This window comes from Pseudomonas sp. D1-1 (genome assembly GCF_051132225.1).
GTDB lineage: Bacteria > Pseudomonadota > Gammaproteobacteria > Pseudomonadales > Pseudomonadaceae > Aquipseudomonas.
The window spans coordinates 4,392,981-4,408,268 of sequence record NZ_CP071676.1 but is presented as its reverse complement, the minus strand read 5'-3'; the positions used below and the strand labels follow the sequence as shown (position 1 = coordinate 4,408,268).

Sequence of the window (15,288 nt, the reverse complement as noted above, 5' to 3'; positions counted from 1 at the left end):
GTATCTTGTCTACGGGTAATTTGGATTTCGAACAGTTCCGGGTCTTCCTGGAAAAAGCCTGTGGCATCTTGCTTGGTGAAAACAAGCAGTACCTGGTGTCGAGCCGTCTCAACAAATTGATGGAACAACAGGGTCTCAAGTCGCTGGGCGAACTGGTGCAGCGCATCCAGACCCAGCCACGCAGCGGTTTGCGCGAGATGGTGGTGGATGCGATGACCACCAACGAAACCCTGTGGTTTCGCGATACCTATCCCTTCGAGGTATTGAAGAACCGGGTGTTGCCGGCGGCCATCAAGGCCAGTCCGGGGCAACGCCTGCGCATCTGGTCGGCGGCCTGCTCGTCGGGACAGGAACCGTATTCGCTGTCGATGTCCATCGATGAGTTCGAACGCTCCAACCTCGGCCAGCTGAAGATGGGCGTGCAAATTGTCGCCACCGACCTGTCCGGGACCATGCTCAACAACTGCAAGACCGGTGAGTACGACAGCCTGGCGATCGGCCGTGGCCTGTCGCCTGATCGCCTGCAACGCTATTTCGATCCGAAAGGGCCGGGCAAGTGGGTGGTCAAGGCGCCGATCAAGAGCCGCGTGGAGTTCCGCTCGTTCAACCTGCTGGACAGCTATGCCAGCCTGGGCAAGTTCGACATCGTGTTCTGCCGCAACGTGCTGATCTACTTCTCCGCCGAGGTGAAGAAAGACATCCTGCTGCGTATCCACAGCACCCTGAAGCCGGGCGGCTACCTGTTCCTAGGCGCGTCCGAGGCGTTGAACGGCTTGCCGGATCATTACCAGATGGTCCAGTGCAGTCCGGGGATCATTTATCAGGCGAAGTGATTGGCCTGGGTTGTAAAAAACGGGAGCCCTACGGGGCTCCCGTTTTTTTTGCCCTCCAGTTCCTCCAATCCAACACATCCCTGTGGGAGCGAGCTTGCTCGCGATAGCGGCGGCACATCCAAAACCCATGTATCTGACAGATCGCTATCGCGAGCAAGCTCGCTCCCACATTTGTCCCCCATTGTCTGGATGAAAGCGGCAGAAAAGCGGCAGCCAGCGGAAACCGATTGCCGCTTTTCTGGCATTGCCGCTTTGCCGATCCCCGCAAAGCCCCGGTTTACGGGCTTTTGGAAAGTGGCACGGTGATTGCTAAAGCCATCGTACGAACATTCTGGTCACCCAAAGGTTTCCGCCATGAGCATCAGCTTCGATAAAGCGCTCGGTATCCACGAACAGGCCCTGAGCTTCCGCGCCCAGCGTGCCGAAGTCCTGGCCAACAATATTGCCAACGCCGACACCCCGAACTACAAGGCCCGTGACCTGGACTTTTCCAAGGTGCTCGCCGAGCAGAACGAAAAAACCAAGAACGGCCACTTCGCCTTGAACATGACCAACAACCGTCATATCGAAGCCGAGGGCGTTGGCAGTGGCGACGGATCGTTGATGTATCGCACGCCGATGCAGCCGTCGATCGACCAGAACACCGTGGATGCTCAACTGGAACAGTCCAACTACGCGGAAAACTCCGTGAACTTCCAGGCCAGCTTCACCCTGCTCAACAGTAAATTCAAAGGGCTGGTATCAGCCCTGCGTGGAGAGTAATTCATGTCGATCGCGAGCGTATTCAACATCGCCGGCAGTGCCATGAGTGCCCAGACCACTCGCCTGAACACCGTCGCCAGTAACATCGCCAACGCCGAGACCGTCTCGTCGAGCATCGACCAGACCTACCGCGCCCGCCACCCGGTATTCGCCACCATGTTCCAGGGCGGCCAGTCCGGCGGCAGCGACTCGCTGTTCCAGGACCAGGACGCGGCCGGGCAGGGTGTACAGGTACTCGGCGTGGTTGAAGACCAGAGCAACCTCGACGCCCGTTACGAGCCGAATCATCCAGCCGCCGACGCCAAGGGTTACGTCTACTACCCGAACGTCAACGTCGTTGAAGAAATGGCCGACATGATTTCCGCCAGTCGTTCGTTCCAGACCAACGTCGAAATGATGAACACCGCCAAAGCCATGATGCAGAAGGTCCTGACCCTCGGTCAGTGATAAGGGGCGAGTCACATGAGCGTCACCAATACCACCGGTTTGAGCCTCAACGAAGTACTGGCCAACTCCTCGGTCAAGACCAACACCACGACCGATGGCCTGGGCGCGGCGTCGGCTGCGGCGACTGGCAAGAAAGAGCTGGGCAAGGATGCGTTCCTGCAGTTGCTCGTCACTCAGCTGAATAACCAGAACCCGCTGGAGCCACAGGACAACGGCGAGTTTGTTGCCCAGTTGGCGCAGTTCAGCAGCCTGGAAGGCATCACCACCCTCAACGACACCGTCAGGGGTATTGCCAGCAACTACAACTCGTCCCAGGCCCTGCAGGCTTCTTCGCTGGTGGGCCGTTCGGTCATTGCCCCGGGCGACAAGGCGGTGGTCGACACCTCCAAGAGCCTCAACGGCACCGTGGTGGTACCGACATCGGTGTCGTCCCTCTCGATCAAGATCAACGACAAGGACGGCAAGACGGTGCGCACCATCGAGCTGGGCAGCCAGAACGCCGGCAAGGCCGATTTCATCTGGGACGGCAAGGGCGAAGACGGCACCCCGCTCGAGTCGGGCACCTATACCTTCGCCGCCTCGACCACCATCGATGGCAAGGCGACTTCGCTGGTCACCAACCTGCCGGCCACGGTCAGCAGCGTCACGATCAGCCAGACCGGCGGCGAGCTGATGCTCAACCTCGCCGGCCTGGGCAGCATCCCGCTGTCACGCGTACAAACTATTGGTATGTAAGAGCCGACTAACCCGGCAAAAAGGAGTGCAATATGTCTTTCAATATCGGCCTTAGCGGTCTCTATGCAGCCAACAAACAGCTGGACGTGACGGGTAACAACATCGCCAACGTGGCGACCACCGGTTTCAAGTCGTCCCGCGCGGAATTCGCCGACGTCTACTCGGCCACCAAGCTGGGCTCGGGCTCCAAGACCGTCGGCAACGGCGTGCGCCTGGCCAACGTTTCCCAGCAGTTCGGCCAGGGTGACGTGAACAACACCGGCAACGTGCTGGACATGGGTATCCAGGGCCAGGGCTTTTTTGTCCTGAGCAACAACGGTTCGCTGAGCTACACCCGTGCCGGTACCTTCAAGACCGACAAGGAAGGCTTCATCACCAACAGCGAAGGCACCGCGCGCCTGCAGGGTTATGGCGTGGATGCCAACGGCAAGATCCAGAACGGCATCCTGACCGACCTGCGCATCGACACGTCCAACCTGCCGCCCAAGCCTACCGACCTGATTTCGTCGACCATCAACCTGAACTCGACGGCAGACGCGATTCCGAAGACGGCGACCTACAAGTTCGATCCGGCCAATACCGCCACCTTCACCAAGCAGTTCACCACCCCGGTCTACGATGCCCAGGGTAACCAGCACTCCATGGACCAGTACATGGTCAAGACGGGCGCCAACACCTGGGACGTCTACACCCTGATCGATGGTCGTAACCTGGACGGCAGTTTGCCGACCGCCGCAACCAGTCTTGCGGTCCCTTCGACCATGACTTTTGGTGAGAGCGGCGAGTTGCTTCAGGTGAGCACTCCCGCTCCCATTGCTGTTCCGCCCAATCCACCGATCGTGGGTAGCGATCTGAAGCTCACAGGCTGGATTCCAGGTACCGTGAAAGATGGCGTGTGGAGTGCCAACGGTGCCGATGGCGCTGATACCATTACACTTTCCCTGGGCAAGACCACCCAGTTCAACGCTGACACCGCACGGTCGATTCCTACTCAGAACGGCTACGCCACCGGCCAGATCACCAACCTGACCATCGACGGCAGCGGTGTGCTGCTGGCCAACTTCAGCAACAACCAGACCAAGCCGATCGGCCAGCTCTCCCTGGCCAGCTTCACCAACGAGCAAGGTCTGCAGCCGGTAGGCGGCACCAGTTGGAAAGAAACCTTCGCGTCGGGTATCCCGGGCTACGATGCTCCGGAAACCGGCACCTTGGGTTCGATCGTCTCCAACTCCCTGGAAGAGTCCAACGTCAACCTGACCAACGAACTGGTCGAGCTGATCAAGGCCCAGAGCAACTACCAGGCGAACGCCAAGACCATCTCCACCCAGAGCACCATCATGCAGACCATTATTCAGATGACTTGATGCCGATGGTTGCTTGAAGCTGCACAAGGAGCCCCTCGCAAGAGGGGCTTTTTCATGGGCGATGGTTTTGTATTGTTTGTGCCGGCCTCTTCGCGAGCAGGCTCGCTCCCACAGAAAGGACACATTCCAATGTGGGAGCGAGCCTGCTCGCGAAAGCGCTGGGTCAGTCAACACTCTATTCCAGACAAAAGAAAACCCCCGATAAACCAGCGGTCTATCGGGGGCTTTCCTCAGCAGGCGCCTTTCAGCGCCCACCCGCTCAGCTTATTGGCAAGCTTCGCAATCCGGCTCGTCGATGGCGCAGGCTTTTGGCACTGGCGCAGGGCCGGCTGGAGCAGCCAGGACCGAATCGTCACCGTGGTTGCCGCCAGCGGAAACCGCGTTCAGCTTGCCGGTGTTGATGGTCGACTTCTCGGTGCTGGTGGCGGCCAGGGCACGGAGGTAGTAGGTGGTTTTCAGGCCACGGTACCAGGCCATGCGGTAGGTCACGTCGAGCTTCTTGCCCGAAGCGCCGGCGATGTACAGGTTCAGCGACTGAGCCTGGTCGATCCACTTCTGACGACGGCTGGCGGCGTCGACGATCCACTTGGTGTCCACTTCGAACGCGGTGGCATAGAGCTCTTTGAGCTCCTGCGGGATGCGCTCGATCTGCTGTACCGAACCGTCGTAGTACTTCAGGTCGTTGATCATGACCGAGTCCCACAGGCCGCGAGCCTTGAGGTCGCGAACCAGGTACGGGTTGATCACGGTGAATTCGCCCGACAGGTTCGACTTCACATACAGGTTCTGGTAGGTCGGTTCGATCGACTGCGACACGCCGGTGATGTTGGCGATGGTCGCGGTCGGTGCGATGGCCATGATGTTGGAGTTACGGATGCCTTTCTGCACACGGGCGCGAACCGGAGCCCAGTCCAGGGATTCGTTCAGGTCGACATCGATGTACTTCTGGCCACGCTGGGCGATCAGGATCTGTTGCGAGTCCAGCGGCAGGATGCCCTGGGACCACAGCGAACCCTGGAACGTCTCGTATGAACCGCGCTCGTCGGCCAGGTCGCAGGAAGCCTGGATCGCGTAGTAGCTGACCGCTTCCATGGACTTGTCGGCGAACTCGACCGCAGCGTCCGAACCGTACGGGATGTGCTGCAGGTACAGCGCGTCCTGGAAGCCCATGATGCCCAGGCCGACCGGACGGTGCTTGAAGTTGGAGTTCTTCGCTTGCGGCACCGAGTAGTAGTTGATGTCGATCACGTTGTCGAGCATGCGCACGGCGGTGTTCACGGTGCGTTGCAGCTTGGCGGTGTCCAGCTTGCCGTCGACGATATGGTTCGGCAGGTTGATCGAGCCCAGGTTGCAGACTGCGATCTCATCCTTGTTGGTGTTCAGGGTGATCTCGGTGCACAGGTTCGAGCTGTGGACCACGCCCACGTGCTGCTGCGGGCTGCGCAGGTTGCACGGGTCCTTGAAGGTCAGCCATGGGTGGCCGGTCTCGAACAGCATCGAGAGCATCTTGCGCCACAGGTCTTTGGCCTGGACGACTTTGAACAGCTTGATCTTGTTGTACTCGGTCAGGGCTTCGTAGTACTCGTAGCGCTCTTCGAAGGCCTTGCCAGTCAGGTCGTGCAGGTCTGGCACTTCGGATGGCGAGAACAGGGTCCACTTGCCGTCATCGAAGACGCGCTTCATGAACAGGTCCGGGATCCAGTTGGCGGTGTTCATGTCGTGGGTACGACGACGGTCATCACCGGTGTTCTTGCGCAGCTCGATGAACTCTTCGATGTCCATGTGCCAGGTTTCCAGGTAGGCGCAGACCGCGCCCTTGCGCTTGCCGCCCTGGTTGACCGCAACGGCGGTGTCGTTGACCACTTTGAGGAACGGCACGACGCCCTGGGATTTGCCGTTGGTGCCCTTGATGTACGAGCCCAATGCGCGAACCGGGGTCCAGTCGTTGCCCAGGCCACCGGCGAATTTCGACAACATGGCGTTGTCGTGGATGGCGCCGTAGATGCCCGACAGGTCGTCCGGCACGGTGGTCAGGTAGCAGCTCGACAGTTGTGGACGCAGGGTGCCGGCGTTGAACAGAGTCGGGGTCGACGCCATGTAGTCGAAGGACGACAACAGGTTGTAGAACTCGATGGCACGGTCTTCACGCTGCTTCTCTTCGATCGCCAGGCCCATGGCCACACGCATGAAGAACACCTGCGGCAGTTCGAAACGCACGCCATCCTTGTGGATGAAGTAACGGTCGTACAGGGTTTGCAGGCCCAGGTAGGTGAACTGCTGGTCGCGCTCGTGGTTGATCGCCTTGCCGAGTTTTTCCAGGTCGAATTCGGCCAGGACAGGGTTCAGCAATTCGTACTCGATACCCTTGGCGACATAGGCCGGCAGGGCCTTGGCGTACAGGTCGGCCATTTCGTGGTGGGTCGCGCTCTCGGCGACTTCCAGGAAGCTCAGGCCTTCGGCGCGCAGGGTGTCCATCAGCAGGCGGGCGGTCACGAACGAGTAGTTCGGTTCGCGCTCCACCAGGGTGCGGGCGGTCATCACCAGCGCGGTGTTGACGTCCTTGAGGGCGACGCCGTCATAGAGGTTCTTCAGGGTCTCGCGCTGGATCAGGTCGCCGTCGACTTCTTCCAGGCCTTCGCAGGCTTCGGTGACGATGGTGTTCAGGCGGCCCATGTCCAGTGGCGCCAGGCTGCCGTCGGCGCGGGCGATGCGGATCGAAGGGTGAGCCTGGACCGGTGCGTCGGCCGGCGTGCGGATGGCGCGTTCCTTGGCCCGGGAGTCACGGTAGATCACGTAGTCGCGGGCGACTTTCTGCTCGCCGGCACGCATCAGGGCCAGTTCGACCTGGTCCTGGATCTCTTCGATGTGGATGGTGCCGCCCGACGGCATGCGACGCTTGAAGGTCGCGGTGACCTGTTCGGTCAGGCGGGCCACGGTGTCGTGGATTCGCGACGAGGCGGCAGCGGTGCCGCCCTCAACTGCGAGGAACGCTTTGGTGATGGCGACGGTGATCTTGTCATCGGTGTAAGGAACGACAGTCCCGTTACGCTTGATCACGCGCAGCTGGCCAGGCGCGGTGGCGGACAGATCCGGGCTCGAATCGGCGGCCAGCGGCGCGGTGCCCTGCGGGTTCTCGCGAGTTGTGTCGGTGTGCATGGGTGTCTCCACGTTCTCTATGTTTATTTGGGCACCATCACGGTGCCCACCGTTCCGTCCTGAAGCACTACAACCGGCTGGCGCCGGGTATAACAACTTCGGGACAGTAGGAAGCGGGCCGGTGGCACCGCTTCCATCCGAAGTTCTCGGGTCGCGAGCCTGGGCTCGAAACCGGGTTTGCCAGGTGGCAGCAAAGGACTGCAACACCCGTACCGTTCCGGTCGTTTTCGACCTTGGAAACAGTTGCCATCCGCAGGGGCGGTCTGGGTTTGGAAAAATGCGCTGTTGCAGCAAGACAGAGGCAAGAAAAGCGCTTGAATTCTCTATCCGACTTGTGTTTGGTTTTTGGCATGAAACCCTACATGTAGGGTTTTTTGCGCGGCGGGCTACAAGATAATGCGTTTTGGGGGATGAATCAACGTGCTACCTGTGGATAAGCCTGTGCGTAATTTGTGTGCGAAACGTGGAACTGCGCTGTAGGCCGCGACCTTGCTGGAGCGAGCCTTTTTTCAACGATTTCGAGCGGCCGAAAACAGCTTGGTGTTTTTGCGGGCGCGCACGTTACCACACACATCCGGCTCGACCGAACGCATTTGTCCGCTTGTTTTCCATGCAGCCGCCGTTTATACAATCGGCCGGTGCATGAGCGGGATGATCCTCCTTTGATATGACAAAAAGATGGGAGGGTCCGTATCAAGCGGGTGGTTGTGGCGAGGGGATTTATCCCCGCTGGGCTACGCAGTGGCCCCAAAAGGACTGTAGTGTTTCAGATGGTATGCAGGGGGCCGCTTCGCGACCCAGCGGGGATAAATCCCCTCGCCACAGGGTTGTGCTTACCCTTCTTTTTATAGCTACAACAAGACGAGGCCCCTCCGTGGAACAAGAAGCCTGGCAGATATTGATTGTCGAGGATGACCAGCGCCTGGCCGAGCTGACCCGCGAATACCTGGAAAGCAACGGCCTGCGCGTCGCCATCGAGGGCAACGGCGCGGTGGCGGCCCAGCGGATCATCGACGAGCAGCCGGACCTGGTCATTCTCGACCTGATGCTGCCCGGCGAAGATGGCTTGAGCATTTGCCGCAAGGCGCGCGAGCACTACGACGGGCCGATCCTGATGCTCACCGCGCGGGCTGACGACACCGACCAGATCCAGGGCCTGGACCTGGGCGCCGACGACTATGTCTGCAAACCGGTGCGCCCGCGCGTACTGTTGGCCCGCATCCAGGCCCTGCTGCGACGCAGCGAGCCGGAGCCGTCCGCAGCGCCGAAGCAGCGGCGCCTGGAGTTCGGCCCGTTGGTGGTGGACAACGCCTTGCGCGAAGCCTGGCTGCAGGGCAACGGTATCGAGCTGACCAGCGCCGAATTCGACCTGCTCTGGCTGCTGGTGTCCAACGCCGGGCGCATCCTGTCCCGCGAGGAAATCTTCACCGCCCTGCGCGGCATTGGCTACGACGGCCAGGATCGCTCGATCGACGTGCGCATCTCGCGCATCCGTCCGAAGATCGGCGACGACCCGGACCATCCTCGATTGATCAAGACCATCCGCAGCAAAGGCTACCTGTTCGTCCCTGAAGCCTGCGTAGACGCGACCCCGTGAACTCCATCTTCCTGCGCATCTATGGCGGCATGTGCGCGGCACTGGTGCTGGTGGCGGTGCTTGGCGTGCTGGCGCTGCACCTGCTCAACCAGACGCGCGGCGAGCAATACCGCGAGCGCCTGGCCCATGGCACGTTTTCCTTGATGGCCGACAACCTGCGGCCGATGAACGACACCGAACGGCGCCGGGCCCTGGCGGTGTGGGAGCGCCTGCTGGGCATTCCGCTGGCGTTGCAGACGTTCAGCCAGACCGACCTCGACCTGGGCCAGCGCACCCGGGTATTGCGCGGGCAGGTCCTGGTGGAGCAGATCGGGCCGCATGCGGCGAAGGTTTATCGGCTGGTCAGCGACGGCGAGCAGTTGACCCTGGTCGGGGAGGTTCGCCAGATCAGCGAGCAACTGGCCCGGGCGACCATTTACCTGTTGGCCGACGAACTGGTGCGCTATCCGGTAGCCGAGCAACCCGAGCGGCTGGCGCAACTCAAGCAGGAAAAAGGCTTCGGTTTCGACCTGCGCCTGATGACTGTCGAGCAGGCGGACATGGACGACGACCAGCGCCGGCGGGTGGCCGAGGGCGACACGGTGATGGCCCTGGGCAAGGGCGCCGACTCGATCCGGGTGTTCGCCGGCATGGTGGGGACGCCGTGGGTGCTGGAAATCGGCCCGCTGTACCAGATGAATCCGTACCCGCCCGAGTGGCTGGTGCTGATCGCCGCGCTCGGGTTGAGCCTGATCGGCCTGATTGTCTATCTGCTGGTGCGCCAGCTGGAGCGGCGTCTGCGTGGCCTGGAGTCGGCCGCGACCCAGATCGCCCAGGGTAGCCTGGAGACCCGCGTACCCGCTCGGGGCGCTGACTCGGTCGGGCGCCTGGCAGCAGCGTTCAACGGCATGGCCGAGCACTTGCAGCAACTGCTGGCGATCCAGCGCGAGTTAGTGCGCGCGGTGTCCCATGAACTGCGTACACCGGTGGCGCGCCTGCGCTTCGGCCTGGAAATGCTCGGCAGCGCCAGCACGCCCGAGGCCCGGGACAAGTACCTGGCCGGCATGGATCACGACATCGAAGACCTGGATCGGCTGGTGGATGAAATGCTGACGTATGCGCGGCTGGAGCAAGGGTCGCCGGCGTTGAATTTCCAACGGGTCGACCTGGATGCGTTGGTCAACCAGGTCATCGAAGAACTGGGCCCGTTGCGCGCCGGGGTTACCGTGGAGCGCGGTCTGTGCCTGTCCGCCGCCGATTGCGACGGCGCCTGGGTCGAGGCCGAGCCACGCTTTTTGCATCGGGCGTTGCAGAACCTGGTAGGCAATGCCATGCGCCACGCCAGATCCCAGGTGACCGTCAGTTACCAGGTCGGCCAGTTGCGCTGTCGGGTCGACGTCGAGGATGACGGCCCGGGCGTACCGGAGGCGGCCTGGGAGCGGGTGTTCAAGCCATTCCTGCGCCTGGACGACAGCCGCGCACGCGCGTCGGGCGGCCATGGGCTGGGGCTGTCGATTGTGCGGCGGATCATCCATTGGCACGACGGCCGGGCGCTGATCGGCAAGAGCAAGCGCCTGGGCGGGGCGTGTTTCAGCTTGAGCTGGCCGAGGCATCAGGATCGGTCTTGAAATATGGGGTGCCCGACCTGCCGTCATCGCGAGCAAGCTCGCTCCCACAGTGGATCTGGTGAACACCAATGCCGTGCCCAACCCCGAATCCATGTGGAGCCTGCTCGCGAAGAGGTCCCGAAAGTCTCCCACATTGAAATGCAGTCCAACCTGTGGGAGCGAGCTTGCTCGCGATGAGGCCCTGTAAAGCGCCAGAAATCTCAGGCCTTGACTCCCAACAGGCTCAACAACTGCCCATCCTTCACCCCAAACTGCCCCTGCAGCTCACTGCCATGGCGCCACTCGGTCGACAGATCGGTCAATAACCGCAGCCGCGCTTGCCCGGAGTGGGACCACTCGACTATTTCGGCATGCTCGAAGTAGAAACGCTGCCCGACGATGGGGTACAGCGCCTTGAACAGGCTTTCTTTCATCGAAAAAGTCAGGGTGACCAGCAATGCGCGGTCATCCTGCGGCGCGGTGGCCATGCGCAGCAGTTCCGCCGGGGTGAGGATTTCACCGGCCAGGCGCTCGGCGCGTTCGGGGTCGAGGAGGTTTTCCAGATCCATGCCCAGCCCTTGCCAGTCCCGTTTTTGCGCGACGATTGCCGCGGCCCGGCCGGTGCTGTGGGTGATCGAGCCGCTGACATGGGCCGACCACACCGGGGCGCGGTCTTCGCCGATGGCCGGCACGTCGGCCTGCCCGTCGAGGCGCAGCAGTGCCGCCCGGGCACAGATCCGCCCGGCGAGAAACTCCGCCTGACGTTTGGCTACCGAGCGCCGGATGCTCGCCGGAGGCTCGATGGCGCTGTTCGGAAAATCGTCAGCGACAAGCAACATCGGATCGAAGCGAGTACTGAGCAGCACCGTATCGGGCAGGGCGTCAGGCAGCAGCCATTGGTCATCCAGGGGCGAACAGCAGGCGGGCAGGGCAGGGAGTGGGTTCATGCCGGGCATTTTGCCGGGTTGGCTTGCGCCTGGGTAGTGGCAGGGGCTGTGAGCGAGGAGGCTTTTGTGGCGAGGGAGCTTGCTCCCGCTGGGCGGGCTGGCGCTCCAGCGCGAAGCGGCCCTGAAATCTTGCGGTCGCTGCGCAACCGAGCGGGAGCAAGCTCCCTCGCCACGGGTGATGGTTTCAGCTGAAAGACCCGCCGTCAGTTGAAAATCTTCTTGAAGAACTTCTGCATATCCGCCCACGACTTCTCGTCAGCTTCCTTGTTGTAGGCGATGTCCGGCCCACCATGTTCGCCATGGCTCAGGCGGTCGGCGTCGGGGTTGCTGAAGCCGTGCTTGGCGCCTTCCAGGCTGACAAACTTGTAGTCGGCGCCGGCCTTGTCCATCTCGCTCTTGAACGCGGTGACGTTGTCTTCGGTGACCATGCTGTCCAGCGCGCCGTGCTCCACCAGGATCCTGGCCTTGACGCTGCCGGGGGTGGCCGGCGTGTTGGTGACCAGCGCGCCGTGGAAGCTCACCACGCCGGCCAGTGGAACGCCTTGGCGCGCCGCGTCCAGCACCACCTTGCCGCCGAAGCAGTAGCCGATGGCGGCGAGTTTGTCCGGGTCGGTCTGCGGTTGTTTCTTCAACAGGTCGAGGCCGGCCTGGAAGCGCGCGCTGGCCGCCTTGCCATCCTTGAGCGCGGCCTGCATGAAGCCCTTGGCGTCCTCCGGATGCTCGGTGTTCTTGCCGTCGCCGTACATGTCGATGGCCAGGGCGCTGTAGCCCAGGCCGGCGAGGTCACGGGCGCGGCGCTTGGCATAGTCGTTCAGCCCCCACCATTCATGCACCACCACCACGCCGGGGCGCGGGCCTTTGACCGCGTCGTCATAGGCGTAATAGCCGATCAGCTTCGTGCCGTCGGCACTGGTGTAGGGAATCTCCTGGGTCTGGATGGCGGCGTGGCTCGCGCCGCTCAAGGCCAGAAGTACAACAGCAAGCAACCTGCGCATGATCGATCTCCTTAAAAAGTTTGTTGGAACAGACTAGCCGATTCATTCAGCCCAGGTTCAGAGAACGTTCAAGAGGGGTTCAGGGACCCCTGGATATCGTGGCTGCGACTTCACACAACCACCGCATCACAAGGAACCTGACCATGACTCATATGAAAAAACTGCTGCTGGCCTTCACCGTGCTGGGCGCCAGCGCCCTGGCCCATGCCGATGACAACTTCGCCGGCCTGACCCTCGGCCAGACCAGCGACAAGGTCAAGAAATCCAACGCCCTGGACAGCGCGCTGAACAACCCGAACGCCGACGGTATCATCGGCAAGGACACCACCTACGGCCTGCGCCTGGGTCGTCAGAATGACCAGGGCCGCTACTACGCCACCTACGACAACGTATCGGGCACCCACAACGGAATCAAGCTGCGCCAGGAAAACCTGCTGGGCAGCTACGATCTGTTCTATCCGGTCACCGCCAGCACCAAATTGTTCGGAGGTGGCACGGCGGGGCTGACTAAGTTGACCCAGGATTCCCCAGGCTTCAGCCGCGACAGCGATATCGGTTATGCCGTTGGCCTGCAAGGCGGCGTGCTGCAGCAGATTTCGCAAAACACCTCGGTGGAACTGGGTTACCGTTACCTGCGCAGCAATGCCAGCACCGAGATGAGCCCGCGCGATGGCGCCAAGGTGGGATCGCTGGACCTGACCAGCAGCGCCCAGACCTACCTGTCCGCCAACTATACGTTCTAGGCGGCAGGGCAATGATGACGTGAAGCCGGATCGGCGCGTACGATCCGGCGCCTTTGGTTGGAAATTGGTTGTTTGATTCGCCTGGGAGAGGCCCATGAAACTATTGGTTGTCGAAGACGAAGCGTTGTTGCGCCACCACCTGCAAACCCGTCTCACCGACAGCGGCCATGTGGTCCAGGCCGTGGCCAATGCCGAGGAGGCCTTGTACCAGGTCGGCGAATTCAATCACGACCTGGCGGTGATCGACCTGGGCCTGCCGGGCATCAGCGGCCTGGAACTGATTCGCCGGTTGCGCTCGCAGGACAAGACCTTTCCGATCCTGATCCTGACCGCCCGCGGCAATTGGCAGGACAAGGTCGAAGGCCTGGCTGCGGGGGCCGATGACTACGTCGTGAAGCCGTTTCAGTTCGAAGAGCTCGAAGCCCGGCTGAATGCACTGCTGCGTCGCTCCAGCGGTTTCACCCAGTCAACCATCGTCGCCGGTCCATTGTTGCTCGACCTCAACCGCAAGCAGGCGTCCCTCGGTGACGAGCCGCTGGCCTTGACCGCCTACGAATACCGCATCCTCGAATACCTGATGCGCCATCACCAGCAGGTGGTCGCCAAGGATCGCCTGATGGAGCAGCTTTATCCCGATGACGACGAGCGCGATCCCAATGTGATCGAAGTGCTGGTCGGGCGCCTGCGCCGCAAACTGGAAGCCCCGGCCGGGTTCAAGCCGATCGATACCGTGCGTGGCCTGGGTTACCTGTTCAACGAGCGCTGCCAGTGATTCGTTCGCTGCGATTGCGGTTGATGCTGGCCGCCATGACATTGGCGGTGCTGTTCATGCTGGCGCTGCTGCCGGCGATGCAGGGCGCCTTCAGCCTGGCCTTGCAGGAATCCATCGAGCAGCGCCTGGCTTCGGACGTGACCACGCTGATCTCCGCCGCCCGGGTCGAAAACAATCGCCTGAAGATGCCGGCGCAATTGCCCGATGAGCGCTTCAACCTCGCCGATGCCCGCCTGCTGGGCTACATCTATGATCGCGAAGGGCGGTTGGTCTGGCGTTCGAAGGCGACCCAGGAAGAACACATCAACTACGCGCCGCGCTACGACGGGCTGGGCAACCAGTTTGCGCGCATCCGCGAGGACAACGGCCAGGAGTTTTTTGTCTACGACGTCGAGGTCAAGCTGCTCGGGGGCCAGAGCGCGGCGTTCAGCATCGTCACCCTGCAGCCGGTGCACGATTACGAAATGACGCTGCAAGGCCTGCGAGAAAACCTTTACCTGGGGTTCGGCGCCGCGCTGGCGGTGCTGCTGGCGCTGTTATGGATCGGCCTGACCTGGGGCTTGCGGGCGTTGCGCCGTCTGAGCCAGGAGCTGGATGAGATCGAAACCGGCACCCGCGAAAGCCTCAGCACCGCGCATCCCCGCGAACTGCTGCGCCTGACCGGCTCGCTCAACCGCCTGCTGCACAGCGAGCGTGAGCAGCGCAGCCGCTATCGGGACTCCCTCGATGACTTGGCGCACAGCCTCAAGACTCCGCTGGCGGTGCTGCAAGGCGTCAGCGAGGACATGGCCCGGCGTCCCGAGGATCGTGGGCAGGCCTGGGTGCTGCAAACCCAGATCGAGCGCATGAGCCAGCAGATCGGCTACCAGTTGCAGCGCGCCAGCCTGCGCAAAAGCGGCCTGGTGCGCCATCAGGTGCCCTTGCGCCCGGTGTTGCAAAGCCTCTGCGACACCCTCGACAAGGTCTATCGCGACAAGCGCGTGCAGGTCGAATTCGACCTGCCGGAGGATTGCCAGGTGCCGATCGAGCAGGGCGCCTTGCTGGAGATGCTCGGCAACCTGTTGGAAAACGCCTATCGGCTGTGCCTGGGGCACGTGCGGGTGAGCGTGCACCAGACGCTCGGCGGGACGGAGTTGAGCATCGAGGACGACGGACCGGGCGTGCCACCGGACCAGCGTGCACGGATCCTGCAGCGGGGTGAACGGCTGGATCGCCAGCATCCGGGGCAGGGGATCGGCCTGGCGGTGGTAAAAGACATCATCGAGAGCTATGGCGCCCGGTTGACGCTGGGAGATTCAGAACTGGGCGGGGCGGCGTTCCGGATTCATTTCTCGGTGGTTTGACTGGAACA

General features: G+C 62.0%; 13 protein-coding genes. 10 read left to right on the top strand and 3 right to left on the bottom strand.

The genetic code is table 11. From position 1 onward, the window contains the following. Window positions 1-5 precede the first annotated feature (5 nt). The 5 genes from cheR (at window position 6) to flgE (ending at window position 4,141) form a co-directional block, all read left to right on the top strand. Complete coding sequence (cheR, locus tag J3P86_RS19695; protein ID WP_305499372.1) at window positions 6-833, top strand: protein-glutamate O-methyltransferase CheR; 828 nt, start codon at window positions 6-8, stop codon at window positions 831-833. 354 nt (window positions 834-1,187) lie between these two features. Beyond that, window positions 1,188-1,595, top strand: coding sequence for a flagellar basal body rod protein FlgB (gene flgB, locus J3P86_RS19690; protein ID WP_434572378.1), 408 nt, complete (start codon window positions 1,188-1,190; stop codon window positions 1,593-1,595). A gap of 3 nt (window positions 1,596-1,598) precedes the next feature. Then, entirely contained in the window at window positions 1,599-2,042 is a 444-nt protein-coding gene (flgC, locus tag J3P86_RS19685; RefSeq protein ID WP_434698673.1) for a flagellar basal body rod protein FlgC, read from the top strand. A gap of 15 nt (window positions 2,043-2,057) precedes the next feature. Further along, window positions 2,058-2,777, top strand: coding sequence for a flagellar hook assembly protein FlgD (gene flgD, locus J3P86_RS19680; protein ID WP_305499375.1), 720 nt, complete (start codon window positions 2,058-2,060; stop codon window positions 2,775-2,777). Window positions 2,778-2,809: 32 nt separating this feature from the next. Beyond that, complete coding sequence (flgE, locus tag J3P86_RS19675; RefSeq protein ID WP_434698672.1) at window positions 2,810-4,141, top strand: flagellar hook protein FlgE; 1,332 nt, start codon at window positions 2,810-2,812, stop codon at window positions 4,139-4,141. Between the two features lie 264 nt (window positions 4,142-4,405). Here flgE and J3P86_RS19670 read toward each other — a convergent pair whose 3' ends face one another. Then, window positions 4,406-7,297 (bottom strand): ribonucleoside-diphosphate reductase subunit alpha, encoded by a 2,892-nt coding sequence (locus J3P86_RS19670; RefSeq protein WP_305499377.1) that lies wholly within the window; start codon window positions 7,295-7,297, stop codon window positions 4,406-4,408. A gap of 874 nt (window positions 7,298-8,171) precedes the next feature. Here J3P86_RS19670 and J3P86_RS19665 point away from each other — a divergent pair. Both J3P86_RS19665 and J3P86_RS19660 read left to right on the top strand, forming a co-directional pair. Continuing rightward, window positions 8,172-8,894: a response regulator gene (locus J3P86_RS19665; protein ID WP_434601592.1), complete on the top strand. Its 723-nt coding sequence runs from the start codon at window positions 8,172-8,174 to the stop codon at window positions 8,892-8,894. After that, window positions 8,891-10,501, top strand: coding sequence for an ATP-binding protein (locus J3P86_RS19660; protein WP_434629008.1), 1,611 nt, complete (start codon window positions 8,891-8,893; stop codon window positions 10,499-10,501). Before J3P86_RS19665 ends, J3P86_RS19660 begins: the two co-directional genes overlap by 4 nt. 200 nt (window positions 10,502-10,701) lie before the next feature. Here J3P86_RS19660 and J3P86_RS19655 read toward each other — a convergent pair whose 3' ends face one another. After that, window positions 10,702-11,427, bottom strand: a complete 726-nt coding sequence (locus J3P86_RS19655; RefSeq protein WP_434629010.1) for a 4'-phosphopantetheinyl transferase family protein — start codon at window positions 11,425-11,427, stop codon at window positions 10,702-10,704. A 203-nt stretch (window positions 11,428-11,630) separates the two neighbouring features. Then, window positions 11,631-12,422, bottom strand: a complete 792-nt coding sequence (locus J3P86_RS19650; protein ID WP_434629012.1) for a dienelactone hydrolase family protein — start codon at window positions 12,420-12,422, stop codon at window positions 11,631-11,633. A 143-nt stretch (window positions 12,423-12,565) separates the two neighbouring features. Here J3P86_RS19650 and J3P86_RS19645 point away from each other — a divergent pair, with 143 nt between their 5' ends. The 3 genes from J3P86_RS19645 (at window position 12,566) to J3P86_RS19635 (ending at window position 15,280) form a co-directional block, all read left to right on the top strand. Continuing rightward, window positions 12,566-13,165 carry a hypothetical protein gene (locus tag J3P86_RS19645; protein ID WP_434629014.1) on the top strand — a complete coding sequence of 200 codons (600 nt, stop codon included), beginning with the start codon at window positions 12,566-12,568 and terminating at the stop codon, window positions 13,163-13,165. Between the two features lie 94 nt (window positions 13,166-13,259). Further along, a complete protein-coding gene (locus J3P86_RS19640; RefSeq protein ID WP_434572398.1) occupies window positions 13,260-13,937 on the top strand; it encodes a response regulator in 678 nt (225 codons plus the stop codon). Next, on the top strand, window positions 13,934-15,280 hold the full coding sequence (locus J3P86_RS19635; RefSeq protein WP_434629018.1) for an ATP-binding protein: 1,347 nt from the start codon (window positions 13,934-13,936) through the stop codon (window positions 15,278-15,280). The genes J3P86_RS19640 and J3P86_RS19635 overlap by 4 nt, the downstream gene beginning before the upstream one ends. The last annotated feature ends 8 nt before the right edge of the window (window positions 15,281-15,288 follow it).

Excerpts from the sequence above, each read along its gene's own strand:
- J3P86_RS19640 (WP_434572398.1), top strand. The coding sequence starts at position 13,260 with ATGAAACTATTGGTTGTCGAAGACGAAGCGTTGTTGCGCCACCACCTG.
- flgD (WP_305499375.1), top strand. The coding sequence starts at position 2,058 with ATGAGCGTCACCAATACCACCGGTTTGAGCCTCAACGAAGTACTGGCC.
- flgE (WP_434698672.1), top strand. The coding sequence starts at position 2,810 with ATGTCTTTCAATATCGGCCTTAGCGGTCTCTATGCAGCCAACAAACAG.
- J3P86_RS19650 (WP_434629012.1), bottom strand. The coding sequence starts at position 12,422 with ATGCGCAGGTTGCTTGCTGTTGTACTTCTGGCCTTGAGCGGCGCGAGC.
- J3P86_RS19655 (WP_434629010.1), bottom strand. The coding sequence starts at position 11,427 with ATGAACCCACTCCCTGCCCTGCCCGCCTGCTGTTCGCCCCTGGATGAC.
- flgB (WP_434572378.1), top strand. The coding sequence starts at position 1,188 with ATGAGCATCAGCTTCGATAAAGCGCTCGGTATCCACGAACAGGCCCTG.
- J3P86_RS19645 (WP_434629014.1), top strand. The coding sequence starts at position 12,566 with ATGACTCATATGAAAAAACTGCTGCTGGCCTTCACCGTGCTGGGCGCC.
- J3P86_RS19670 (WP_305499377.1), bottom strand. The coding sequence starts at position 7,297 with ATGCACACCGACACAACTCGCGAGAACCCGCAGGGCACCGCGCCGCTG.
- flgC (WP_434698673.1), top strand. The coding sequence starts at position 1,599 with ATGTCGATCGCGAGCGTATTCAACATCGCCGGCAGTGCCATGAGTGCC.